The 21,920-nt window shown below is 59.9% G+C and carries 15 protein-coding genes; all 15 read left to right on the top strand.

What is annotated here, in order from left to right; translation table 11 throughout:
- Positions 1–352 precede the first annotated feature (352 nt).
- The 15 genes from DW821_RS08015 (at position 353) to DW821_RS08085 (ending at position 21,854) form a co-directional block, all read left to right on the top strand.
- Positions 353–3,361 (top strand): glycoside hydrolase family 2 TIM barrel-domain containing protein, encoded by a 3,009-nt coding sequence (locus DW821_RS08015; RefSeq protein ID WP_117797114.1) that lies wholly within the window; start codon positions 353–355, stop codon positions 3,359–3,361.
- A 3-nt stretch (positions 3,362–3,364) separates the two neighbouring features.
- Positions 3,365–3,820 (top strand): hypothetical protein, encoded by a 456-nt coding sequence (locus DW821_RS08020; protein WP_117765414.1) that lies wholly within the window; start codon positions 3,365–3,367, stop codon positions 3,818–3,820.
- 153 nt (positions 3,821–3,973) lie between these two features.
- Positions 3,974–5,437 carry an amino acid permease gene (locus tag DW821_RS08025; protein ID WP_118066404.1) on the top strand — a complete coding sequence of 488 codons (1,464 nt, stop codon included), beginning with the start codon at positions 3,974–3,976 and terminating at the stop codon, positions 5,435–5,437.
- A gap of 421 nt (positions 5,438–5,858) precedes the next feature.
- Positions 5,859–6,107, top strand: coding sequence for an HPr family phosphocarrier protein (locus DW821_RS08030; RefSeq protein ID WP_158559602.1), 249 nt, complete (start codon positions 5,859–5,861; stop codon positions 6,105–6,107).
- A 189-nt stretch (positions 6,108–6,296) separates the two neighbouring features.
- A complete protein-coding gene (locus tag DW821_RS08035; protein WP_022094360.1) occupies positions 6,297–6,539 on the top strand; it encodes a FeoA family protein in 243 nt (80 codons plus the stop codon).
- A gap of 40 nt (positions 6,540–6,579) precedes the next feature.
- Positions 6,580–6,801 carry a FeoA family protein gene (locus tag DW821_RS08040; RefSeq protein ID WP_006234774.1) on the top strand — a complete coding sequence of 74 codons (222 nt, stop codon included), beginning with the start codon at positions 6,580–6,582 and terminating at the stop codon, positions 6,799–6,801.
- Between the two features lie 123 nt (positions 6,802–6,924).
- On the top strand, positions 6,925–9,252 hold the full coding sequence (locus DW821_RS08045; protein WP_118066406.1) for a ferrous iron transporter B: 2,328 nt from the start codon (positions 6,925–6,927) through the stop codon (positions 9,250–9,252).
- A 175-nt stretch (positions 9,253–9,427) separates the two neighbouring features.
- Complete coding sequence (locus DW821_RS08050; RefSeq protein ID WP_117797110.1) at positions 9,428–9,628, top strand: hypothetical protein; 201 nt, start codon at positions 9,428–9,430, stop codon at positions 9,626–9,628.
- Between the two features lie 143 nt (positions 9,629–9,771).
- Positions 9,772–10,851 carry a LacI family DNA-binding transcriptional regulator gene (locus DW821_RS08055; protein WP_117797109.1) on the top strand — a complete coding sequence of 360 codons (1,080 nt, stop codon included), beginning with the start codon at positions 9,772–9,774 and terminating at the stop codon, positions 10,849–10,851.
- Positions 10,852–11,312: 461 nt separating this feature from the next.
- On the top strand, positions 11,313–12,740 hold the full coding sequence (gene uxaC, locus DW821_RS08060; RefSeq protein WP_118066407.1) for a glucuronate isomerase: 1,428 nt from the start codon (positions 11,313–11,315) through the stop codon (positions 12,738–12,740).
- Between the two features lie 96 nt (positions 12,741–12,836).
- Entirely contained in the window at positions 12,837–14,351 is a 1,515-nt protein-coding gene (locus DW821_RS08065) for a tagaturonate reductase (protein ID WP_118066409.1), read from the top strand.
- A 78-nt stretch (positions 14,352–14,429) separates the two neighbouring features.
- Positions 14,430–15,914, top strand: coding sequence for a UxaA family hydrolase (locus DW821_RS08070; RefSeq protein WP_118066411.1), 1,485 nt, complete (start codon positions 14,430–14,432; stop codon positions 15,912–15,914).
- Positions 15,915–16,287: 373 nt separating this feature from the next.
- Positions 16,288–17,847 (top strand): MFS transporter, encoded by a 1,560-nt coding sequence (locus DW821_RS08075; protein ID WP_158558724.1) that lies wholly within the window; start codon positions 16,288–16,290, stop codon positions 17,845–17,847.
- A 114-nt stretch (positions 17,848–17,961) separates the two neighbouring features.
- The gene (locus DW821_RS08080) at positions 17,962–19,557 is read left to right on the top strand and encodes a glycoside hydrolase family 28 protein (RefSeq protein ID WP_118066413.1); all 1,596 of its coding nucleotides are present in this window, start codon (positions 17,962–17,964) and stop codon (positions 19,555–19,557) included.
- Between the two features lie 131 nt (positions 19,558–19,688).
- Entirely contained in the window at positions 19,689–21,854 is a 2,166-nt protein-coding gene (locus DW821_RS08085; protein WP_118066415.1) for a pectinesterase family protein, read from the top strand.
- Positions 21,855–21,920 lie beyond the last annotated feature (66 nt).

The raw sequence follows: 21,920 nt of genomic DNA on the forward strand, positions 1-21,920 counted from the left end.
ATGTTGTCACTGATACGGGCTGGTGCGGATACAGCTTACTATAGTGCACCTGAACAGCGTTCATGATATCCGGTGACAGGTGTCGTTTTGCAACCAAGCCGCAATCGAATACGTCTCGTGTGGGTGAGATATCAGCGGGCGTGGCGGTTGCCTACGAGCTTAAGAACGATGTTTTGCGCTGAGTTTCGATACTCAGGGTGACATAAGTGTCGCAGCTGTACAACCGGTTGCACCGTTAATCCGACCAAATCGACCGTTCAGCGGACAACCGGTTGCACAATTTTTTGCATCGCCCGTAAGATAAGGACAACCGGTTGCACAAGAATCACTACGATGACGAAGGAGCATCACCATGGACGCCATTAACGATTGGGAAAACCAAGCGCTCACCCACAGGAACCGCCTGGCACCCCATGCGTACTTTATGGGTTACGAGACCGCCGATCTCGCCGCTACGTACAGCCGCGAGCTGTCGCGCGGGTTTGTCCAGCTGTCCGGCTCGTGGCAGTTCCGCCTCTTTGAGGGGCCTGCTGCCGTTTCCAACGAGGAGCTCTCCACGTACGAGCCCGAGTGGGATCACGTGGAGGTTCCGCACCTGTGGCAGGTGGATGGCTATGGCAACCTTGCCTACACCGACGAGGGTTTCCCGTTCCCGGTGGATCAGCCGTTCGTTCCCTCCGACGACCCCACGGGCGTCTACCAGCGCATCGTCAACCTTCCCGCCGTGCCTGCCGGCGCTCGCGAGATCATTCGCTTTGACGGCATCGAGAGCTATGGTGAGCTGTACGTCAACGGTCAGTTTATCGGCATGACCAAGGGTTCGCGCCTGTCTGCCGAGTTTGACGTGACCGACGCGCTCGTCGAGGGCGACAACCTGTTTGCGGTCAAGGCTCTGCAGTACAGTGATGGCAGCTATATCGAGGATCAGGACATGTGGTGGGCCTCGGGCATCTTCCGCGATGTGTACCTTATGCAGCGTCCCGCCGCGCACCTGGTCGACTTTAGGTTCCGCACGCACCGCGAGGGCGATGCCGCTCTGATCACGCTCGATACGGTGGCCGAGGGCGCTACCCGCGTCGTGTATACGCTCAGCGATGGCGGAAACGTGGTGGCTACGGGTGAGTGCGTCGACGGCCATGCCGAGTGCAGCGTTGCCGATGCCCACTTCTGGAATCCCGAGGACCCCTTCCTCTATGACCTTACGTTTGAGGTCTACGATGGCGACGAGGCCAGCGAGTACGTTCCGCATCGCCAGGGTCTTGCCGAGGTGACGGTCGAGGGCAATCATATCTACCTCAACGGCACCTACTTTAAGATGCATGGCGTCAACCGCCACGATCACGACGATCACAAGGGCCGCGCCGTGGGCCTCGATCGCATGCGCCGCGACCTGGAGCTCATGAAGCGGCACAACATCAACGCGGTGCGCACCTCTCACTATGCCAATGACCCGCGCTTCTACGAGCTGTGTGATGAGTATGGCATCATGCTGGTCGCCGAGACCGATATGGAGAGCCACGGCTTCGAGAATATCGGCAACATCGCCCTGGTCACCGACGATCCGGCATGGGAGCCGGCCTACGTCGACCGCATTGAGCGCCTGGTGATGCAGGAGCGCAACCACGCCTGCATCATTATGTGGTCGATGGGCAACGAGAGCGGCTATGGCTGCAACATCCGCGCGATGTACGCCAAGGCTCACGAGCTCGATGATCGTCCGGTCCATTATGAGGAGGACCGCAACGCCGATACCGTCGACGTTATCTCCACGATGTACTCCCGTGTTTCGCAGATGAACGACTTTGGCGAGCACCCATTCCCCAAGCCGCGCATCAACTGTGAGTACGGTCACTCCATGGGCAATGGTCCCGGAGGCCTGTCCGAGTACCAGGAGGTCTTCGATCGTTGGGATTGCATCCAGGGCCAGTTCATTTGGGAATGGTGCGACCACGGTTTGGCTGCTGTGACCGAGGACGGCGTTGCCTACGATATGTATGGTGGCGACAACGGCGATTACCCCAACAACAGCAACTTCTGCATCGATGGCATGGTGTTCCCCTGGCAGCAGCCGAGTCCGGGCCTTACCGAGTACGGCCAGGTTATCTGCCCGGTCCGCATGGCTTATGACGCCGAGGCAGGCGAGCTGACCGTCACCAACAAGCGTTGGTTCACCACCCTCGAGGATGTCTGCCTGTCGGCCGAGACCCTGGTGGACGGCGACGTGGTCTGCCGCAAGACGCTCATGCCCGGCGCGGTTGCCCCCGGCGAGTCCGTCCAGCTGCCACTGGTGATTCGCGAGGCCGCAGTGGGCGAGACCCTGCTGACCGTGCGCGCCTACACCATGGCCGCTCACGTCTGGTGCGAGCCGATGTTCCAGCTGGGCGCTAGCCAGTTTGCCATCGCAAACCATCCGGCGCCGACCATCGTGGCCCCCGCTCGTCCTGAGCTTACGGTTGAGGAGACCGAGCAGGAGATCCGCATCCACTCCCTCAACGGCGAGCTGACCTTCAGCAAAGTCAACGGTACCGTGAGCGAGTGGAAGGCATCCGGCCGCGACGTCATGGCCTCTGGTCCCCAGGTTGGTTTTTGGCATCCGCTCGTCGATAACCATGCCCAGGAGTATGACTCACTGTGGAAGGACAACTTCATCGATGTGATGCAGACGTCTACCCGCAAGGTTTCTTGGAAGCAGGATGGCAATGCGGTCGTCGTTACCGTGAGCCAGCGTATCGCTCCTCCCGTCCGCGCGTTCGGCATGCGCGTCGAGCTCGTCTACACCGTGCTTCCGAGCGGTCGAGTCGACCTCAAGGTTTCCGGCGAGCCCTACGGCGATTACTCGGATATCATCCCGCGCATCGGCATCTCCTTCGAGGTCCCCGGTTGCGATCGTGCCGTCGAGTGGTATGGCCACGGCCCGGGCGAGAACTATCCGGACTCGCTGCGCGCCAACCCGGTCGGTCATTACCGCACTACGGTCGACGACATGTTCACGCCCTACGTTATGCCTCAGGATTGTGCTAACCGCGAGGGCACCCGTTGGGTCGCCCTGCGCTCTAGCCACGGTGACGGTCTGGTCGTGACGCGTCCGAGCGACGCCGCCTCCAACCCGTTCTCGTTCTCGGCATGGCCCTATAGCTGCGAGGCTATAGATAACGCCAAGCACGTCTACGACCTTGTCAAGGGCGACACGGTTACGGTCAATATCAACGACCAGCTGCTCGGCCTTGGTTCGAACTCTTGGGGTTCCGAGGTGCTCGATTCCTACCGCACCCGTTTTGAGAGCTTCAGCTTTGAGGTGTCCCTGCGACCGCTGACGTCTGCCGATCTGGCTCAGGCGCTGGCACCCATTAAGGAGGCATAAGTCATGCATGTCTTTAACTCGCGCGCCGATTTCGACGCTCAGATGAAGTCCGTCAAGAAGTGGATGCGCACCGGTCAGGCGCTCGATGGCGTTGCCGACCTGCAGCACGACGTGGCTTACTCCATCGGCGACTCGTTGGTGTACTGGTGGGTCTATGCCCGCGAGGCCGCTACCGCCGATCTGGTCGGTCACCGTCGCTACCATGCCGTGCTCGCTCCGCTCGACGGCGACCTGACCGTCGAGGTTGCCCCCAAGGCAGACCTCACCTGCATCCGTGCTTACAGCGATATCGATGATCGCGAGCGCTTTGAGGGTGCGGGGGAGACCGTGACGATTCCCGCCGGCGGCGTTGCCGTCGTCGAAATTGACGAGGCCTACCGTGTCGTGGCCGATGCCGCGGATTCCCGCGTCGTGGTACTGCACGTGACGGTTGAAGGTTATTCCTTCCCCAACAAGTAGTATTCGTCCGTTTGGACGTTTGCTTCGCGCCGTTAAGGGGGATGGCTTTGTTGACTCCCTTTTCCCCATTCCCCTTAGCAGGTGCGCCGTCCACGATTGCGCTTGCAGTCCGGACGGTTTTAGATGAGATATAACGGATGATTGGGAGGGCTTATGAGCTCTGAAAAACGAGGAACGATTGGTTCGTTCGCTCTGCTGGGCATGACGGTCGCCGCCGTGTTCGGTATCAAGAACATCATCAACAACAACGCGGCCATCGGCTTGGCAGCTGCGCCGTCGTTCTTTTTCGCTACGCTTTTGTACTTTGTCCCCTATACCCTGGTTACCGCCGAATTCGTCGGCCTTAACAAGGACTCCGAGTCGGGCGTGTACGCCTGGGTCAAGACCTCGATGGGCGGTCGCTGGGCATTCCTGACGGCATTTAGCTACTGGTTCGTTAACCTGTTCTACTTTGCGTCCGTCCTGCCTAACGTCATCATCTACGCGAGCTGCGTGTTCTTTGGTGCCAATGCCGAGCTCTCGCAGCTGTGGATCACCATTATCGAGATCGTCGTCTTTGCTATCGCCACGTGGGTTTCGACCAAGGGTGCTAAGTGGATCGGCTCCATTTCCTCCTTCGGCTCGACCGCGGCTCTCGGCCTGACTGCCGTGTTCATCTTGCTGTCCCTGGCTGCTGCCTTTGGCGGAGCCGAGTTCGCTACGGCTCCTACCCCCGCTAACATGGCTCCCGACACGAGCAACTTCGCAACTATGTGGGGCTTCTTCGGTACGCTTGCCTGGATCATCCAGGGCGTTGGCGGCGCTGAGTCTGTCGGCGTGTTCCTTAACGACCTTAAGGGTGGCGTCAAGGCCTTCGTGCGCACCGTCGTTATCGCCGGCCTGACCATCGGCCTTCTGTATGCAGGCGCTTCGCTGCTGGTCAACCTGTTCATTCCCGAGGGCGGCGTTGCCATCTCCACCGGTATCTTCGACGTATTCGGCGCTGTCTTTGCCCACTTTGGCATTCCCATGGAAGTGTCCACGCGCGTCATTGGCCTGATCCTTCTTGCCGCCACGCTGGGCTCCCTCATGATGTGGACCTCTGCTCCCATCAAGGTCTTCTTCACCGAGATCCCCAAGGGCGTCTTTGGTAGCAAGATCGTCGAGCTCAACGAGCACGGCATTCCTGCCCGCGCTGCCCGGCTGCAGTTCGCCATCGTCGTCCCCATCCTGATCATCCCGGCCCTGGGCTCCGGCAACCTAGACGACCTGCTCATGATCGTCACCAACATGACGGCTGCCACCGCTCTGCTCCCGCCGCTGCTGATTCTGCTTGCCTACTTTATGCTGCGCAAGAACTTCGACGCTGCGCCCCGCGACTTCCGTATGGGTTCGCGCACCTTCGGTCTGGTCATTGCCGCCTTCCTGCTCGTTGTCTTCTGCTTCGTGCTTATCTGCGGCACCATTCCGCTCGATCAGCCTCTGTGGCTGACGCTGGTCTACAACGTTGGCGGTGTAGTTGTCTTCCTGGGCCTTGCCGTGATGTGGTACAACCGCTACATCAACCGCCTGCGCGAGACCGATCCCGAGGCCGCCGAGAACGAGCTTCGCCCCTCCGTCCTCGACATGATGGAGTAGCGGCTAGGATTAATCTACGGCTGTGGAATAAATCGATTCCCTTTCCTAAGGAGGGGCCTTACGAGGCCCCTCCTTTTGTGTTTTGGGGCATGGTTTTGGACCCCGTGGTCAAAAAATGCCAAATATGAGTACTGTTGCAAAAGAGGTGTCATATTTTTCGGCCTGTTCTGAGCAAAAACGGGCTCAAAATCAATTTATCTAACCCCCTTTAAAGGGCGTTTGACGGCTTTCAACCTCTTCGAATCGCTCAAAGCAGGCACTTTGCTCGCGATTTTGCTGCTACTAAATCGGTGACAGTACTCATATTTGCCACTTTTTGCCCACGAGGTGTTCAGAGGAGCTCTCGACAAGCATCTAACGCTACAATAACTACCACGTGGTTGGGTTTGCCGGCCGAATGTGCGATGCCGCGGGAGGGGACATGGTCGAGTTTACAAAGACGATTAAAGATCCGTTGGGACTGCATGCCCGCCCGGTTGCGCTGCTTTACGACATCATTGCCAAGCATCGTAGCAACGTATCGGTCAGTATCGGCGATCGCCATACCGACGGCCGCGATGTAATGGGGCTCATGGCTCTCTACGGCGAGTGCGGCGAGGACATCATCTTCCGCGTTTCGGGCGTAGACGAGGCTTCCTGCGTCACATCGATCAGAAACCTCTCGCTCTAAGCATGACAGGGCGCGGCAAAGGACAGCTCTTTGCCGCGCCTTTTTGTTTCGTATAGGAAACTTTTTCGAAATCTAAATGGGGACCCTTTCCAAAAAGTTAACCACGTGCTAGTTTACTATAGCGAACATAGACGTGGTTAACTTTTGCTGCGTCGATGTTGAGGACGAACTGACGTTAGGAGCTCACTCATGTCTTGCGGACCGCAGATGCCGGCTATGCCGCTTTCGATGGTAAAAGCGGGCGAAACCGTGCGCGTGTCTCGCGTAAAGGGCAATGAGGATATGAAGCACCATCTCAAGGACCTCGGCTTTGTCGAGGGCAACGAGATCCACGTGGTGAGCTCGAGTGGCGCCAATATCATCGTCACGGTGCTGGGTGCACGCTTTGGTATCGATTCCAAGGTTGCCATGCACATCATGACCGTCGGTTAGTTCGTAGCATTTCGCAAAAAGCTGAAAGGGGGACAAGTACATGAAGACGTTGGGTGACGTCAAGGTGGGCGAGAGCTCTACCATCGTCAAGCTTCACGGTGAGGGTGCACTGCGCCGTCACCTTATGGACCTGGGGCTCATCAAGGGCACGTCGTTTAAGGTCGTAAAGGTCGCACCGCTCGGAGATCCGGTCGAGATCAACGTGCGCGGCTACGAGCTTTCCATCCGCAAGGAGGAGGCTGCCGTCGTCGAGGTCCAGTAAGGGCCAGCGGCATGTATTCTTGCAGGTAAAGTTAGGTTTTTCTAACTTAGCAATGCAACGTTGAAGCACAATATCCAGCCCGCTCGGAGATGACAGCGCGGGCACACAAGGAAGAAGGATTGAATGGCGGATTCTCAGATCCATGTCGCGCTGGCGGGTAACCCCAACTGCGGCAAGACCACGCTTTTCAACCTGATCACCGGCGCCAACGGCTACGTTGGCAACTGGCCCGGTGTCACGGTTGAGAAAAAGGAAGCCAAGCTCCTGAGTGACAAGAACGTCACGATTACGGACCTCCCCGGCATCTACTCGCTTTCCCCCTACAGCCCCGAGGAGCAGTGCTCGCGCGACTACCTCATGAGCGGCGAGCCCGATGTCGTTGTCCAGGTGGTCGATGCCACCAACCTCGAGCGCAACCTGTACCTGGCGCTTCAGGTTATCGAGACCGGCCTGCCCGTGGTCGTGGCCCTCAACATGGCCGACCTCGTGGAGAAGAACGGCGACAAGATCGACACGGACAAGCTTTCCAAGAAGCTTGGCTGCCCGGTCATGATGATCTCGGCCCTTAAAAACAAGGGTATCAAGGAGCTGTTCGAGCAGGTCAAGAAGTCTGCTGCTTCCAAGGGCCAGGTGCCGGAGCACAAGTTCGATTCCTCCATCGAGGACGTTCTGGACCACATCGAGAACAACCTGCCGGCGAGCGTTCCCGCCAACAAGCGTCGCTACTACGCTGTCAAGCTGTTTGAGCGCGACGCGGACGCCTGCAAGCTCATCAACCTCACCAAGGAGAAGGCCGCTCGCGTCGAGCAGCTGGTCGCCCAGTGCGAGCAGGATTGCGACGACGACGCCGAGTCCATCATCACCGGCGAGCGCTATGGCGTGATTGCCCACATTATCGACGAGTGCATGACCAAAGCTCCGGCCAAGATGAGCGCCTCCGAGAAGATCGACCGCGTGGTTACCAACCGTATCCTGGGCCTGCCGATCTTTGTGGTCATCATGTTCTGCGTGTACTACATCGCCGTTTCCACCCTGGGCGGCACGGTGACCGACTTCACCAACGACCAGCTCTTTGGCACCGACGGTTGGTATGTGCTCGGCCAGGGCCGCGACGCCTACGACGCAGCTGTCGAGGCTGCGGGTGACGCCGCCGACTCGGTCGACCCGGCACAGTACGGCCCCTATGTTCCGGGTATTACCACCGTGGTGCACGATGCCCTTGTGGCGGGCGGCACCGAGGACGGTGGCCTGGTCGATTCGCTGGTCTGTGACGGTATCGTCGGCGGTCTGGGCGCCATCTTCGGCTTCGTGCCGCAGATGTTCCTGCTGTTCGTGATGCTGTCTTTCTTGGAGGACTGCGGCTACATGGCCCGCGTCGCCTTCATCATGGACCGCGTGTTCCGCCGCTTTGGCCTGTCCGGTAAGTCCTTCATCCCCATGCTCGTGTCCTCGGGCTGCGGCGTCCCCGGCGTCATGGCCACCAAGACCATCGAGAACGAGAAGGACCGCCGCATGACGGTCATGACCACCACGTTCATTCCCTGTGGCGCCAAGCTGCCGATCATCGCTCTGCTCATGGGTTCCATCATCGGCGATTCTTCCACCACCGCCGCATGGATCAGCCCGCTGTTCTACTTCTTGGGCGTCTTTGCCGTCATCGCCTCGGGCCTCATGCTCAAGAAGACCAAGCTCTTCGCCGGTCGCCCGACGCCGTTCGTTATGGAGCTTCCCGCCTATCACTTCCCGGCAATCCGCTCTTGGGCGCTGCATGTATGGGAGCGCTGCTGGGCCTTTATCAAGAAGGCCGGCACGGTCATCTTCGCGTCCACCGTCGTGGTTTGGTTCCTCTCCAACTTTGGTAGCTACAACGGTTCCTTCGGCTTCCTGCCTGCGATGGACGGCATCCCTGAGGAGTTTATGGACTACTCCGTGCTCGCCATGCTGGGCAACCTGGTCGCTTGGATCTTCGCCCCGCTCGGCTTTAGCACCTGGCAGGCCACCGCGCTGACTGTCTCTGGACTTGTCGCCAAGGAGAACGTCGTCGCCACCGCCGGCTCGCTGCTGTCCGTTGCCGACGCCGCCGAGACCGACCCGAGCCTGTGGACCGCGTTTGCGGGCATGTTTCCCACCATGGGCGCTTGCGTTGCCTTTGGCGCCTTTAACCTGCTGTGCGCCCCGTGCTTTGCCGCCATGGGCACTATCCGCAACCAGATGGACTCCGGCAAGTGGACCGCGATTGCCATCGGCTACGAGTGCGCCTTTGCCTGGGTGATCGGCCTGTTCATCAACCAGTTCTACAACCTGCTTGTCCTTGGCCAGTTTGGTATTTGGACGGTTGTAGCCATCGTTCTGCTGGTTGCGATGCTCTTCCAGATCTTCCGTCCCATGTCCAAGCACGCTTGGACCGACGAGGACGAGACCAACACCGCTTCCGCTGCAGTTTCCGCTTAAGTCCGAATAAGGATCAGCCCCTTTCCACGAGCCCGGGTGTCCCAGCGACACTCGGGCTTTTTGGTGAGGGAGATGTGGCGTTTCTGCAGATAAAACCGACCAAAATATACCTGTCCCTTATTGGCAGGTGGAGAATGGGGTAAAGTAAGTGATGGTTAACTAGAGGAGGCTTGCTATGGCACCTATCGATATTGTTGTACTGGCTATTATCGGTATTGCGTTTGTCGCCGTGTGCGTGCGCATTTATCGCAAGGGCACCTGCGCCGACTGCGCTCAAGGTGGCGTTTGCACAGGACATTGTTCCAACAAAAAGACCTGCGCCGCACTTAAGGGCGTGGACAAAATTGCCGAAGACTTGGGCCGCGGTATCAAGTAAGGTCCGTCATCCAAGCGCCCCGCGAGCATCCGTTCGCGGGGCGCTTTGCACATTTGGGGGCGAGCGTGGCGAGTTGAAGGGTGATTTTGGGGTATCGTTACCTGTACTGTTAATTGGCAACTTATCTATAACGGAGTAACCCCATGAGCGCTCGCGTAACCATGAAGGACATAGCCGCCGAGCTTGGCGTTTCCATCAATACCGTGCATAAGGCCCTGACGGGCAAGGCCGGCGTGAGCGAATCCGTGCGTGCCAAGGTGAATGCCAAGGCCGAGGCCATGGGTTACCACCGCAACACAAGTGCCTCGAGCCTGCGCCGCAAGGATATCAACTTGGTGTTTTGCCTGCCCCGCGCATCGCGCGAGGGGGCGTACTTTTTCCGTTACCTTTGGGAAGGCTGCAACCGCTTTGAGCAGGAGGTCATCGATCAGGGCATTACGGTTGAGCGCGTTGAATTTGGCGTGGGTGGCTACGCCGATGCGCTCGAGCAGATTGATGAGCGTCTGCAGGTGGGCGAGAAGATTGATGGCCTGCTTGCCTATGTTCCGGGCGATGACCGCGCAACCGAGCTCTTGAGGCAGATTGCCGAGGCGGGCGTGACAATCGAGCTCGTAGACGGCGACCGCCCGCACCTCGATCGCCTGGGTGCCAGTCTGGCGGACTATTCCGCGGCGGGCAGTCTTATGGCGGAGCAGGCGGCAAATCTGGTCCACGCTTCTGGGGCTGACGCCCGCGTGCTCCTGTTGGCGGGCGACCCTTATACCGACTCGCACTATCTGACCGCCCGCGCCTTTCATAATTACCTGCGCGAGCACGATATTCCATGGCGGGTTGAGGACCTTGCCGGTGCCCATGCGCAAGTCAAACAGCTCGAGCGCGAGCTTGAGCAGCGCTTGAGTGCGCCGGATGCTCCCGAGCTCATCTGTAGCGTTTTTGCCGTTGGTTCCGAGGTGGTCGCCGATGCGCTTGTTTCGAGCGGCAAGGCCGGCAAGGTCATGGTGATCGGCAACGACCTGTTCCCCGAGAGCGCCCTGGCCTTACGCCGTGGCATTTTTACCAATATCGTCTATAAGGACCCGGTGAGCTTGGCCTACCGTGGTGCCAAGACCTTGGGCGAGTATTTGCTGTGGGGTAAAACTCCGGCGGAGCCCGTGCAGAAGGGTGCTGTGGAGATGGTGTTTGCCAGCAACGTCGACCGCTACTGCGAGCTTGCGGGAATTTAGCCGTTTGGTCAGGTACCCCCTCTTGCGGCGTGCATTTTTTGGAGTATTCAGCAATGGCGTGTTCCGAAAGAGGCTCAGAACGACTGTTTTAAGTGCCTCCGATGGCGTAAATCGCCATCGGAGGCACTTTTTTATGCCGATCGGGCGCGATATGCGCATCAAATAGGGCGTCGAGGACGGTGCGCAGTACGCCCCGATGCTGAATATTCCCAAAAATGTACGCCGAGACATGACCCACCTGAGCAAAAACGCCCAGGTTCGGTGTTCGGGGACGTTAGTCCATCCGCAATGCATGCGTGTCACGGCTCCAACAACCGTTGAACGGACAAAATCGACCGTTCACCCCATGGTGGTTAGGTGAACGTTCACCTTTTAAGTCGCAATGAATTAGTATAGTGAACGTTCACCTAGAGGATAACGAGCGCATCGTGTGCCCGCTCCGCCAACAAAGGGGTTGTTTGATGAAAAACTTCATGGACGATCAGGATTTCCTGCTGAGCACCAAAACCGGCGAGGAACTGTTCCACAACTTTGCCGAGGGTATGCCCATCGTTGACTACCACTGCCACATTTCTCCCAAGGAGATCTGGGACGACAAGCGTTTTGAGAACATTACCGAGGTTTGGCTGGGCGGCGACCACTACAAGTGGCGCCTAATGCGTGCCAACGGCGTCGACGAGCGCTTCATTACCGGCGATGCCCCTGCTCGCGAGAAGTTCCAGAAGTGGGCCGAGACCCTGGGCCGCTGCGTGGGCAACCCCGTCTTTGAGTGGAGCCACCTGGAGCTTAAGCGTTACTTTGGCTACGAGGGCGTCCTGAACGGCAAAACCGCTCAGGAGGTCTGGGACCTTGCCAACGCCAAGCTCGCCGAGGCCAGCTTTACCTGCCGCAACCTCATCAAGCAGTCCAACGTCCGCATGATCTGCACTACCGACGACCCCGCCGACAGCTTTGAGTGGCACAAGAAGATTGCCGCCGACGACAGTTTTGACGTTCAGGTCGTTCCCGCCATGCGCCCCGATGCCGCCCTGCGCATCGAGCGTGGCCAGGAGTTCGCCGACTACTGCAAGCATCTCTCCGAGGTTGCTGGCGTTGAGATCAGCGACTTCGAGGGCATGAAGGCTGCCATCTCCAAGCGCTACGACGTTGCCCACGAGCTGGGCTGCCGCGCTTCCGACCACGCGCTCGACTACGTTATGTACGTTCCGGCTACCGCCGACGAAATCGAGACTATCTTTGCCAAGGGCCTTGCCGCCGAGCCGCTTACCGAGGACGAGGTCCTCAAGTACAAGACGGCCTTTATGCAGTTCGTCGCCGGCGAGTATGTCCGCCTTGGCTGGGCCATGCAGCTGCACTTTGGCTGCAAGCGTGACAACAACCGCGCTATGTTCGCCAAGCTCGGTCCCGACACCGGCTACGACTGTATCTCCAACTACACGCCGTCCGACCAGCTGGCCGATTTCCTCAACTCCATCCAGGAGTCCACGGGTCTGCCCAAGACCATCCTGTACAGCCTGAACCCCATCGACAACACCATGATCGATACCGTGATGGGCTGCTTCCAGGAGGCTCCGACCGCCGGCAAGATCCAGAACGGCTCTGCCTGGTGGTTCAACGACAACGAGATCGGTATGCGCGAGCAGCTCACGGCTCTGGCTAACGAGGGCGTGCTGGGCAACTTTGTGGGCATGCTTACCGATTCCCGCTCCTTCCTGTCCTACCCGCGTCACGAGTACTTCCGTCGCGTGCTGTGCGGCGTAATCGGCGAGTGGGTCGAGCAGGGCAAGTATCCGGCCGACATGGAGCTGCTGGGAGCCATCGTGCGCGACATTAGCTACAACAACGCGGTCCGCTACTTTGGCTTTGACCTGGATACCGTCGAGGCCTAAATCCGCATCGAATCACACCGAACTCGGGAGCGCCGTTGCCACACGCGGCGCCCCCGTTTTGCCTGCACGCTAACAGCAATCTAAGGAGAGACATCGATGGAGAACATCAGCTACGAGACGCTCGAGAAGATCGGCTACAAGGGCTACCTGCTGCCCAAGGACGCGCCCGAGAAGGTTCTGCAGTTTGGCGAGGGCAATTTCCTGCGCGCCTTTGTCGACCGCTTCTTTGACATGGGCAACGAGGCAACCGGCTGGAACGGCAAGGTTGTCATGGTCCAGCCCATCAGCGGTGCCTTTGGCTTTGCCGACGGCATTAACGCTCAGGACGACCTGTACACCGTGCTGGTGCGCGGCAAGGAGAACGGCAACACGGTCGACGAGTCCCGTGTGATCAGCGCCTGCAGCCGCTGCCTCAATCCGTATCGTGAGGACGACTACCGCGCCATGATGGAGGTCGCCGTCTCCGACGATTTGGAGATTATCGTCTCCAACACCACCGAGGCTGGCATTGCCTACGATCCGTCCTGCAAGGCCGACGACATGCCGCCCGCGAGCTTCCCCGCTAAGCTTGCCCAGGTGCTCCACACCCGCTGGGCCGCCGGCAAGCCGGGCGTCATTGTGCTCGCCTGCGAACTCATCGATCACAACGGCGAGGAGCTGCTGCGCATCATGAACCAGTACGTGAGCGACTGGGGCTGGGAGGACGAGTTTGCGCAGTGGATGGCCGACGACTGCACCGTCTGCACCACGCTCGTCGACACTATCGTCCCCGGCCGCATCCGCGACCCCAAGGAGGCCGCTGCCGTGGCCGAGCGCCTGGGCTACGAAGATCCCTTCCTGGCCGTGCGCGAGCCCTTCCAGATGTGGGGTATCCAGGGCGACGAGTCACTTGCCGAGAAGCTGCCCTTCGTGAAGGCCGGCCTGCCGGGCGTCTTTGTGACCCCCGATGTCACCCCGTACAAGAAGCGCAAGGTCCGCATCCTCAACGGCGCCCACACTGCCTTTGTTCCGGGCTCCTGGGTTGCCGGCTTTGACATCGTGCGCGATTGCATGCACGACGAGACCGTCCGTGGCTTCATGAACACCATGCTCTACGACGAGGTCATCCCGACGCTTGCCGCCGATCTGGATGTCGAGGACTGCAAGGCCTTTGCCGCCGCCGTCGAGAACCGCTTCGACAACCCGTTTATCGACCACGCGCTGCTCTCCATTTGCCTCAACTCAACCGCCAAATGGCGTGCTCGCGACCTGCCCACGCTCAAGGACTATGTTGCCGAGACCGGCAGCCTGCCCAAGTGCCTGGCGACGAGCCTCGCTACGCTCATTGCCTTCTATACGCAGGAGCTTGTGTCCCGCGAGGGCGATGGCCTGCACCTGCGCCGTGCCGACGGCACCGAGTACACCGCTCAGGACGACGCCTTCGTGCTCGATTTCTACGCTGCCCACGCCGGTGCAGACGATGCCGAGCTGGTGCACGACGTGCTCAGTAACGAGCAGATGTGGGGCGAGGACCTTACGCAGATTGCCGGCCTTGAGGAGTTCGTCGTCAACGCGCTTGCCGTCGTGCGCGTCGAGGGCGCCAAACAGGCCTTCGCCAACGCCCAGGCCTAAATCCTTCTGTGCGCCCGCCGGGCAACTGGCGGGCGCCCGCTGACTTCTGCTCAACCTGTAGGGTTAGGACCATTTGTAATGAACACTATCCAGATCAATCCGGCCGATAACGTGATCGTCGCGCTGTCGCCGCTTGCCAAGGGCACCGCTGTCGCGGTTCCCGGGGTGGGCGAGGTCGTTGCCGCGGAGGATATTCCGCAGGGCCACAAGATGGCCGTGCGTGCCATTGCGGCGGGGGAGGACGTCGTCAAGTACGGTCTTCCTATCGGCCACGTGACGGGCGACATCCAGCCCGGTCAGTGGCTTCATACGCATAACGTCAAGACCAACCTTTCGGGCGAGGTCGAGTACGCTTACAACCCGACGCATCCGGTCGTTGAGCCGGTTGCGCCCGAGACCTTTATGGGTTTCCGCCGCGCTGACGGCCGCGCCGCCACGCGCAACGAGCTGTGGATCATCCCCACGGTCGGCTGCGTCAACGAGGTCGCACGTGCCATGTGCGAGCAGGCTCAGGATCTGGTCGAGGGCTCGCTGGAGGGCGTTTACTACTTCCCGCATCCCTTTGGCTGCTCGCAGACCGGTGCCGACCATGCCCAGACGCGCCGTCTGCTGGTGGCGCTCTCGCGTCACGCAAACGCTGCGGGTGTGCTGTTCCTGTCCCTCGGTTGCGAAAACTGCACGCACCAGCAGGTACTCGACGAGCTCGGTGACTTCGATCGCGAGCGCGTTCGATTCCTCGCCTGCCAGGATGTAGCCGACGAGCAGGTCGAGGGTCACAAGATCCTGTCCGAGCTTGCCGACCTGGCCAAGCAGGCCAAGCGTGAGCCCATTCCTGCCTCCGAGCTGGTCATTGGCCTTAAGTGCGGCGGCTCTGACGGTCTTTCGGGCATTACCGCCAACCCCACGATCGGTCGCGTGAGCGATATGGTCGTCGCCCGCGGCGGCACGTCGGTGCTCACCGAGGTTCCCGAGATGTTTGGCGCGGAGAGCATTCTGCTCGATCGCTGTGAGAGCCAGGACGTCTTTAACGCAGCTGCCGACATGCTCAACGGCTTTAAGGACTACTTTATCAGCCACGGGGAGGTCGTCTATGAGAACCCGAGCCCCGGCAACAAGGACGGCGGCATTACCACGCTCGAGGACAAGAGCTGCGGCTGCGTGCAAAAGGGCGGATCTGCCCCCATCGTCGACGTGCTGCCGTATGCCGGTCAGGCTACCAAGCATGGCCTGAACATGCTGTGCGGCCCGGGTAACGACATGGTATCCACCACGGCCCTGACGGCTGCCGGCTGCCACGTAATCCTGTTCTCGACCGGCCGCGGCACGCCGTTTGGCGCACCGGCGCCTACACTCAAGGTGTTCACCAACCAGCGTCTGTGCGACCACAAGGCCAACTGGATGGACTTTAACGCCGGCGTGGTCGCCACGGGCGAGCGTACGCTCGACGAGGCTGCCCACGACCTGTACCAGCTGGTGCTAGAGACGGCGAGCGGCAAGCTTACGAGTGCCGAGCGCCGCGGCTGTCACGAGATCAGCATCTGGAAGGACGGCGTCTGCCTGTAGCGGTAAATGGGTTCGCATAGGGCGCTATTGACCATGGCCCCGTCGGGAGTGTTCCCGGCGGGGCCATGTTTGTTCTGTCTGTTCGGGCGTGTCTTTCTGAGGGTACGGGAGCGGCGAAAACAATAAACGTTCACCTAATCGACCTCAAATTTAAACCCACTCAATACCCATGTAATCGTGATTTTTTTCAAGTCAGATGTCCGTTTAACGGCAAAAAACGACCGTTCAAGGATAATATACAAGTGAACGTTCACCTATCATAAGCAATCGCGCATAATCTAGCTAAACGTTCACCCTGAACGACATGCAGACGGATGTCGGTATGGATTCCAATGTCTTGTTACAAGACAATCGAGAGAAGAGAGGGAGCTCGATGACTAATAAGATTGGAAAAAAGCGCAAAATCACATTCTGGACGCGCTTGGGCTTTGGTATGGGCGGCATGCTCAACTCCGGTGCCCTGAGCTTTACGCACAGCTACATGGTGCTGTTCCTGTCCACGGAGTGCGGCCTGTCCGCAGGCGAGGCTGCGCTGATTAGCTCGTTCGCCATCTATCTCAACGCCATTCTTTGCCCGCTGATGGGTTTTGTGGCCGATAACTTCTATGCCACCAAGATCGGCCGCATCTTTGGTCGTCGCCGTTTCTGGATCTTGCTCGCTATCCCGATGATGGTCGCTGAGCCGCTCATCTTTGTGGCTACGCCGTTTGGCTTCCCGTACTACTTTGCGCTGTACCTGATCTACAACGTCGCGTACACATTCTGCACTGCCAACCTGTCGCCGCTTACCATCGAGATGACCGATGACTTCAAGGAGCGTACGTACCTCACCGGCTACAAGCACCTCTTTGGTAACGCCGCCGGCTTCCTGATGGCAGCACTCGTCGGCTTTGGCTTTGGCACCTTCGGCGAGACCAACCCGTTCAGCTACTTCATTATTGCTACGATTAACGCTTCGGTCATGGCAATCTCGCTGCTCTGCGTGTACCTGTCTACGTGGGAGCACACCCCCGAGGAGGTCGCTCAGGAGAAGATCGAGAGCGTCGGCGAGGGTATCAAGAAGTTTTTCATCGACGTTATCTCTACCTTCCGCAACAAGTCCTTCCGCAAGGTCCTGTATGCGCAGGTCTCCACGAAGCTCGCCGCTGCCTGCTGGTCTGCGTGCCTGTCCTTCTTCATCGTCTACTGTCTGCAGATTCCTAAGTCCTACGAGTCCGTGATGGAGATGCCCGGCAAGGTCGTCGCTATCGTCTGCACCGCCATCTGGGTCGCCCTCATGGCCAAGAAGGGCTTCCACAAGTCTTGGTACCTGGCAAACGTCGGTTGCGCCGCGTGCATCATCGCCTACAACTACTTCGCCTTTGGTCAGATCAACGGCACCTCCACGGTCGCCATCGCCATGATCGCCTACCCCATCATCTTCGCCATCTGGAAGTTCTTCTACGTTGGCTTCCAGTATCTGCCCGATGTTCTGCTCAACTACATCCCCGATGTCGATGAGCTCATCACCCTGCGTCGTCGCGAGGGCATCTACAGCTCCGCACAGCAGCTCTGCCAGCAGATCGCCCAGGCTGTTGCCGTCAACGTATGGGCTATCGTCCTTGCTGCCTCCGGCTTCATTCAGACCGCCGGCAACAGCGACGCCGTGACCCAGCCCGCCACCGTGCCTCTGTACATCTGCGGCTACATGCTCATTGGCTGCGCCGGCTTCTTCCTGCTCGCGGCCGTCCTTGCCCGCGGCATCAAGATTGACAAGGAGCAGTGCGACATCCTTTGCGACGAGATTCACCGTGTCAAGGAGGGTGGCAAGATGGCCGACGTCAAGCCCGAGGTCAAGGCGCTTTGCGAGGAGCTCTCCGGCTTTAAGTACGAGGACTGCTTCGCCCACAACAATGTTGGCTTCCAGGACGGCAGCGTAATTCCCGCCGAGTAGGGCAGGCGCATCGTCCAAACCAAAGGGTCGTGCCACCGGAGATCCACCGGCGGGTACGGCCCTTTTTTAAAAACGAGTAGTATGAACTTCTGATTACATTTGAGGGAGAGACCCATGGAGACGAACGTTATCTGGCGCAACGCCCGCGCGGCCGTTATCGAGCTCGACGATGGCGGCTACTTTACCTGTGCCGATACGTGGGAGATTTTTGTCAACGATGAGCCCGCCGGTACCACGAACACGGTCGAGACCTATGTTGACGGCCTGGTTCCCGGTAAGCGCAACCTGATCCGCTTTGTCTGCGGCGAGCGCGAGCTGAGTGTGGGCGTCACCACGCCGGCCGAGCCCTTTACCATCAACGTTCGCGACTGCGGAGCCAAGGGCGATGCCGAGCACGACGACACCACTAATATCCAGGCTGCCATCATGGCCTGCCCCAAGGGCGGTCGCGTGCTGATCCCCGCCGGCAACTACCGCATCAAGTCCCTCTTCCTTAAGAGCAATATCAACATCGAGCTCGCCGAGGGCGCGGTGCTGCTGGCCCGTCACGACCGCGCGGCGCTTGCCTACATTCCGGGCATGGTCACGGGTGACGAGGGGGCTGGGTACGCCGGCACCGATATGCTGCCCCTGGGCCGTTGGGAGGGCGAGAGCTTCTCGACCTACTGTTCGACCTTTACGGGCCTGAGCGTGCACGACGTGTGCATCTATGGCCGCGGCGCCATCGACGGCCAGACCGATTTTGCCGAGGACAACTGGTGGAACAAGGACTTTAAGAACATCTTCCGTCCCGAGGAGGGCCGCGAGATCGCCCGCCCGCGCATGATCTTCCTGTCCGAGTGCGAAAACGTGAGTCTTGCCGGCTTTACCGTGCGCAACAGCCCGGCGTGGAATATCCATCCCATTCTGTGCGAGCACGTCGATGCCCTGTGCCTGTCCATCGAGGGTCCCAAGAACTCCCACAACACCGACGGTTTCGATCCCGAGAGCTGCGGTTTTGTCCGCATCCTTGGCTGTCAGTTCTCGGTGGGGGACGACTGCATCGCCATCAAGAGCGGCAAACTGGGCATTGAACCCGAGCTCCGTCCCGCCACGCACGACGTGCTGATCTCGCACTGCTACATGCACGACGGCCACGGCGCCGTGGTGCTGGGATCCGAGGCCGCCGGCGGCATCAAGGACCTCACCGTGAGCAAGTGCCTCTTTGAGCGCACCGACCGCGGCCTGCGCGTCAAGACACGCCGCGGACGCGGCAAGGACGCCGTCAACGAGGGCATCACCTTCGAGCACATTCGCATGGATAAGGTGCTCACGCCCTTCGTGGTCAACTCGTTCTACTTCTGCGACAAGGACGGCAAGACCGACTACGTGCAGTCTCGCGAGGCGCTGCCCGTCGACGACCGTACGCCCGGCTTTGGCGCCACGACGTTTTGCGATATCGAGGCCATCAACTGCCATGCGGCCGCGGCCTATATCACGGGCCTTCCCGAGAGCAAGGTGACGCGCCTGACGTTCCAGGATGTCCATGTGACCTTTGCCGCCGATGCCGAGCCCTTTGTGCCGGCCATGGCCTGCGGCGTGGAGCCCATGGTGCGCCAGGGCATCATCGCGCAGAACGTGAAAGTCCTCGACCTGCAGAACGTGCGCATCGAGGGTCAGGATGGCGACGAGCTGCAGCTGCAAAACGTCGACAAGGTTATCCGCGCGTAGGGTAGTGCTCCTGCACAAGTGAATACGGCATGTTGAGGCGTGCGACGGTCGGGTCTGCCCGGCTGTCGCACGCAATCTATAGGTGCCGGTATTGCACGGTGGGTGTTCTGTGACAGAAAGCGTAATGACAGATGAGTGGTAAAGAACAGCTCTTTGAGGTATCGCTCGAACGCGAAGGCGCGTATCGCAGCATTTCGGCGGCGCTCGAGGCGGCGGAGCGGTGTGTGCCCGATGCGACCGTGCCGGTGCGCGTGCTGGTGGCGCCGGGTGAGTACCGCGAACGGGTCGAAATTCGTCGTCCGCATGTGACGCTCGAGGGCGAGACGGCCGACAGCGTGCGTATCGTGGGAGGCCTGGGTGCCAAGATGCCTTCGGAAGATGGTAGCGGCCAGGATGGAAGACTCGGCACCTTCCGTACGTACACGGTGCTGGTCGATGCCGACGACGTGACGCTTGCGGGTCTAACAATCGAAAACAACGCCGGTGATGGGCGCGAGGTCGGCCAGGCGATTGCCCTGTATGCCGATGGTGACCGCCTGGTTGTCGATGTCTGCTGCATTAAGGGACACCAGGACACGCTCTTTTTGGGGCCGCTGCCGCCGCGCGAGGCCAAGCCGGGCGGCTTTATAGGCCCCAAGCAGTTCGCCCCGCGCCGCGTGGGGCGGCAGTATTTTCGACGTTGCCGGATCGAGGGCGATGTCGACTTTATCTTTGGCGGCGCGCGTGCCTACTTTGAGGGGTGTGAGATTCGCTCGCTCAACCGCAATATGGATGTCAACGGGTATGTAACGGCAGCCTCCACGCCTCAGGGCGAGCCGTACGGATTTGTGTTTCATGGCTGTTCGTTTACAGCCGATGAGGGCATTGCCCCCGGATCGGTCTATCTGGGTCGTCCATGGCGCGAGTGGGCCCAGACCGTTTTGCTCGAATGCTGGCTGGGCCCCCATATTTCACTCGAGGGTTGGTGGGATTGGAATAAGCCAGCGGCACATGACGGCACCCTGTATGCCGGCGGTGCCCTGTTTGGCCCGGCGGGTGATACTGCCGCTTGGGTGCCGTGGGCGCATTGCCTGACCGGTCAGGATTCCGAACGCTATGCGCGTGACCGAGTGCTTGCCGGCACGGATGGTTGGGATCCCGAGGGCGGCGACGGTGATGCGGTAGAGACGGCCGGGCTATCTGCCAATGGCCGCACCGTGCACATCGAGACGTACTACGAGGACGAACCTGCGCTGCGCGCCCGACTGAAGCGCGAGGGGCGCTCGGCCGCATTTACGGGCAAGACTCCCATAGACTTTGAGGCATGGAAGGCTGCGACCAGGACTCGTCTGTACGATATTTTGGGTCTTTCGCTTATGGACCGCGCCCCGATTGAGATTCGTGAGCTCAATCGCGTGCGGGTTGCCGGCAGCATCGTGCGTACTCATGCGGTGTTGCAGGTTGAGCACGATGTGTGGATGCCGTTTTACCTGTTGGAGCCGTCCCGCCCCAAGCTTGACGAGCGGGGACTCAAGCGCTGCTATATCTGCCCGCATGGTCACCAGGGGGCGGGTGCTGCAAGCATAGCCGGCGTTGCGGGCGTGCCGGCGGTCGACGATGCCGTGCGTAAGTTCAATTACGACTACGGTCTGCGTTTGGCGCGCATGGGTTACGTGACCGTCTGCCCCGATGCGCGTGGTTGGGGATACCGTCGTGACTGGAAGGGTCAGGGCGACGACGAGAACAGCTACCTGCGCGGTACGTGTCTGAATCAAGCACGTATGGCCGAGCCGCTGGGTCTTACGGTCGCGGGCCTCAACGCCTGGGACAACATGCGCTTGATTGATTACTTGGAGACACGCGGTGACATTGCCATGGACGACCTGGGCTGCTTTGGTTTTTCGGGCGGCGGTTACATGACGTTGTACCTGTCCGCGCTCGACCCGCGCGTGCGCAAGGCGTTTGTCTCGGGCTATCTGTACGGCGTTGATGATTCGCTACTGCACCTCAACGGCAATTGCAGCTGCAATTACACGCCTGGACTCTGGCGTCTGCTCGACATGGGCGACATTGCATCGCTTGTCGCGCCACGGCCGCTCTTGGTTCAGAGCTGCGAGAAAGACCATCTCAACGGCGCCCGCGGGCTTGCGAACGTAGACGAGCAGCTCGATATCGTTCGCGACGCCTACGCGCTGCTGGGCAAGGACGAAAACCTTCTGCACGAGGTCTGCCCGGGTGGACACCACCTGGGCGTGGCGCATCTTGCCGAGGATATCGAATGGCTCGATTCGCAAGTTGCGGAATGCGCCCACGCATAGCCCCTCGGATGTTGCGAATGAACGGTATGTACCTGTATGACCGCCGGTGTGCGGGTGAGGAGAAGA

It is taken from the genome of Collinsella sp. AM33-4BH, assembly GCF_003469205.1.
Lineage (GTDB): Bacteria > Actinomycetota > Coriobacteriia > Coriobacteriales > Coriobacteriaceae > Collinsella.

Bases quoted from the DNA above. Each gene is read 5' to 3' on its own strand.
- DW821_RS08080 (WP_118066413.1), top strand. From the start codon at position 17,962: ATGGAGACGAACGTTATCTGGCGCAACGCCCGCGCGGCCGTTATCGAG.
- DW821_RS08085 (WP_118066415.1), top strand. From the start codon at position 19,689: ATGAGTGGTAAAGAACAGCTCTTTGAGGTATCGCTCGAACGCGAAGGC.
- DW821_RS08015 (WP_117797114.1), top strand. From the start codon at position 353: ATGGACGCCATTAACGATTGGGAAAACCAAGCGCTCACCCACAGGAAC.
- DW821_RS08030 (WP_158559602.1), top strand. From the start codon at position 5,859: ATGGTCGAGTTTACAAAGACGATTAAAGATCCGTTGGGACTGCATGCC.
- DW821_RS08020 (WP_117765414.1), top strand. From the start codon at position 3,365: ATGCATGTCTTTAACTCGCGCGCCGATTTCGACGCTCAGATGAAGTCC.
- DW821_RS08025 (WP_118066404.1), top strand. From the start codon at position 3,974: ATGAGCTCTGAAAAACGAGGAACGATTGGTTCGTTCGCTCTGCTGGGC.
- DW821_RS08045 (WP_118066406.1), top strand. From the start codon at position 6,925: ATGGCGGATTCTCAGATCCATGTCGCGCTGGCGGGTAACCCCAACTGC.
- DW821_RS08035 (WP_022094360.1), top strand. From the start codon at position 6,297: ATGTCTTGCGGACCGCAGATGCCGGCTATGCCGCTTTCGATGGTAAAA.
- uxaC (WP_118066407.1), top strand. From the start codon at position 11,313: ATGAAAAACTTCATGGACGATCAGGATTTCCTGCTGAGCACCAAAACC.
- DW821_RS08070 (WP_118066411.1), top strand. From the start codon at position 14,430: ATGAACACTATCCAGATCAATCCGGCCGATAACGTGATCGTCGCGCTG.
- DW821_RS08065 (WP_118066409.1), top strand. From the start codon at position 12,837: ATGGAGAACATCAGCTACGAGACGCTCGAGAAGATCGGCTACAAGGGC.
- DW821_RS08050 (WP_117797110.1), top strand. From the start codon at position 9,428: ATGGCACCTATCGATATTGTTGTACTGGCTATTATCGGTATTGCGTTT.
- DW821_RS08075 (WP_158558724.1), top strand. From the start codon at position 16,288: ATGACTAATAAGATTGGAAAAAAGCGCAAAATCACATTCTGGACGCGC.
- DW821_RS08055 (WP_117797109.1), top strand. From the start codon at position 9,772: ATGAGCGCTCGCGTAACCATGAAGGACATAGCCGCCGAGCTTGGCGTT.
- DW821_RS08040 (WP_006234774.1), top strand. From the start codon at position 6,580: ATGAAGACGTTGGGTGACGTCAAGGTGGGCGAGAGCTCTACCATCGTC.